The organism is Sulfurimonas sp., from assembly GCF_028694895.1.
In the GTDB taxonomy this organism is placed as follows: domain Bacteria; phylum Campylobacterota; class Campylobacteria; order Campylobacterales; family Sulfurimonadaceae; genus Sulfurimonas.
This window is the reverse complement of record NZ_JAQVKA010000140.1, coordinates 1-3,122: the sequence shown is the minus strand read 5'-3', so window position 1 is coordinate 3,122 and position 3,122 is coordinate 1. Positions and strand designations below refer to the sequence as shown.

Sequence of the window (3,122 nt, the reverse complement as noted above, 5' to 3'; positions counted from 1 at the left end):
AATTGAAAAAATTAAAGACTCTTATACCAATTCAATTGATCAATTGCTAAAACAGTTGATGAGTCTAACAGCAATTCAAGGAAGAGGTAAAGTTTATTTAGATAATCTTGAGTTAGCCAACAACTTATTAAACAGTGCCCCTCAGCTGTTAGATTTAAGTAATCTTGAAAAGACTTTTCTTTTACTAGATGGTGTTAATTTTAAAAGAACAACTGTTAAAGATAATTTTGCACAACTATTTAATGAAATAGTTGAAGAGATTAGAAAAACTACTTTACCACTAGTTAAAAGTTGTGCTTTAGCTTTAATTGAAAGTGATAAACTTCTTCCAATATTTCAAATCTTAAAAGAGATGCACTCTCTTTATCTAACAAGAAAAAGGGAAGCTCAACTATTAACCTTTAACGATATCTCCCACATGGCACTCGATATCCTTTTAAACAACAAGAAAATTAGGACCTACTATAAAAATAAGTTTAAATATATTTTAGTTGATGAGTTTCAAGATACTAACCAACTTCAAAAAGATTTAATTTATCTTTTAGCAGAAAAAAAAGAGCTTTATTCAAACTCAATTCCTCACCCTAGTACTTTAGTTGAAGATAAGTTGTTCTTTGTTGGAGATGAAAAACAATCAATTTACCGCTTTAGAAAAGCAGATGTGCGAGTCTTTAAAAAATTATCCAGCGAGATAGAAAGTTCAGGTGGTAAAAACTTAGAGTTAGATCTCAACTACCGTAGTGATCCTAAACTTATTAATTTCTTTAACTCTCTATTTGAACCAATTTTTAGTAGTGCAACTGAAGATTTTGAGGCAACACATCAAGAGCTGAAAGCGGGCAAAAAAGAGAGTGCAAATGAGTCTAAGATAGAGTTTCATTATAAACCAATTGATGATGAACATGATGACGATGAAGAATCTTCTGATGCAATTCAAGCTGAGGCTTACCATATTGCTAAGCTAATTGAAAAGATGGTTGGTAGTGATGATTACTTACTAGATGATAACAAACGCCCCACCTATAAGGATATTGCAATCTTACAGAGAACAACAACTAATCAGATGCACTTTGAAAAAGCTCTTAGAAAAGAGGGAATCCCTTATACAATATCGGCAATAAGGAGTTTGTTTTTAGAATCAGTTGCCAACGATATTTACTCATTTTTACAACTAATAATTTATCCAGAGGATAAGTTAGCTTATGCAGCTGTTTTACGTAGCCCTTTTTGCCGTCTAAGTGATGAACTTCTTTTTCCCCTTTTAGAGAACTTTGAAGTGGCATTTGAAAATGAGAGTATTGAAACAAATATTGATGAAGAGCAACAAAGATACCAGTGGGCCCACTATGTTTACACTAAGATTGTAGAGCTTGCTAAAACAAACTCTATAAGTAGCATAGTTAGTTATTTATGGTATGAGGGGGGATATCGTTACTACCTTCTTAGTGATAAATCGTATCACCCCTATTTAGAGCACTTTGATTTTTTATACGATTTAGCTTTAGAGTTTGATGAGAAAAAAAGATCTTTAGTTCTGTTTTTAGATTTCTTAAGAGAGAGGATGGGACAACAAGAGCACCTTCAAGATATTGAACCACTAAGAGATGAAGTTGATGGGGTGCGAATTATGACAATCCATAAATCTAAAGGTCTACAGTTCCCCATAGTTATTTTAAGTGGAATGGGGGGAGGCGTTAGAGTAAATCAAGTTCCCCCATTTTACACAGTGGATTCAATTGCCCTACCTAAACACTACAAAGAGGATTCTTCTAAAAAGAATATCCTTTATGAATTAGATAAACAAAGTTTAAACGCTCAAGAAGTTGCTGAGATGAAACGCCTTTTCTATGTAGCAACAACCAGAAGCGAAAAACACTTAATTCTCAGTGGTTTTGAATCTAGTCGTAACACTGGTGAAAAAGCTGCTGATAGCTATTTTATAGCGCTGTTTAACAACAGCAGTTATAATGCAATCTTTGATAAAGTTGAAATAGAGAGTTATCCAACTTCTATTTTAGCAATTGGATTAGATTACTCTAAGATTGAAAAAAATGTTGCCTTGATGGATAAAAACTACAAGGCAACTGAGATACCTTACGTTGTAAAACCTTTTGCAACTACAGTTACTGAGTTAGCAGAAAAAAGTATTTATGAAACAGAGGAGGTTTATCCTCTTAAAAAAGTTCCCTCTGATTCAATAATCAAAGATAAAGAACTTGAAGCAGCTTTTGGTTCGTGGTGTCACAAAGCAATTGAGAAAGTTATAAAAAAAGAGTTAACAGAATCTTTAGATGAGCAAAAGCTTTTAGAATTTGTCCCTGAGAGATTTAAAAGAGCTAACATAACAACCTCTCAATTAAAAGAGATCGCCTCTTCAGCTTTGTTATTAGTTAACAACCTATTTAAAAGTGACTTTTACAATGAACTAATTAATAGTGGTTATGAGAAAATAGAGAGTGAAGTTGATTTTACAATGAGATTAGAAAATGAGGATGGCCCTAAAGTAGTTAATGGTTCAATAGATCTACTAGTACACTATCACTCTTATTTAAAAGTTTACGATTTTAAAAGTGATTTGTTCAAAGATAAAAATAGACACCAAGAGCAACTAAGGTTGTACCAAGAGGCAGTTACAAAACTTTACAATAAAGAAGTTGTTACTGAAATTATTTATTTAAGAGATCTGTAGCTGCTTTAATAATTGATTTAATTGCTAAATCTATACTCTCTTTGTTGGTTGCAAAATTTAATCTAACATATGTTTTATAATTATCTCCAAACCAAGAGCCATCGTTCATTGCAATGGATGCCCTTTGCCCAAAGAAACGGGATAACAATCCCCCTTCAGGGCTAATGCTTTCATCATATAAAAAGGGGTTGTTTTTAGAATCAAGGACAACTTTATCATAAATAGAAGAGCAATCTATTAGGCCAATAAAAGAGGCTTCTGGGAGGATAAACTTTATGCCAGTACCACTATGTTCAAAAGCATTTTTAATAGAGTTAGACTCTTTTTCTAAATAGATTAATAAATCTTCTAACCACTTTTTGCCCCCATCGTAAGCAGCTAAAGCTAAAGTAGTTCCTAAAAGGGAGGGGTTTAGTCCTAAAGCGCTCTGTCT

The 3,122-nt window shown here is 32.8% G+C and carries 2 protein-coding genes; one reads left to right on the top strand and one right to left on the bottom strand.

Annotated elements, in window-relative coordinates; translation table 11 throughout:
• Nucleotides 1-2,689, top strand: a 2,689-nt coding sequence (locus tag PHI38_RS09885) for a 3'-5' exonuclease (protein ID WP_299855662.1), incomplete at its 5' end; no start/stop codon positions are given.
• Here the strand turns inward: PHI38_RS09885 and PHI38_RS09880 are convergent.
• On the bottom strand, nt 2,667-3,122 hold a 456-nt coding region (locus tag PHI38_RS09880), incomplete at its 5' end, for a hypothetical protein (protein ID WP_299855660.1). The genes PHI38_RS09885 and PHI38_RS09880 overlap by 23 nt on opposite strands.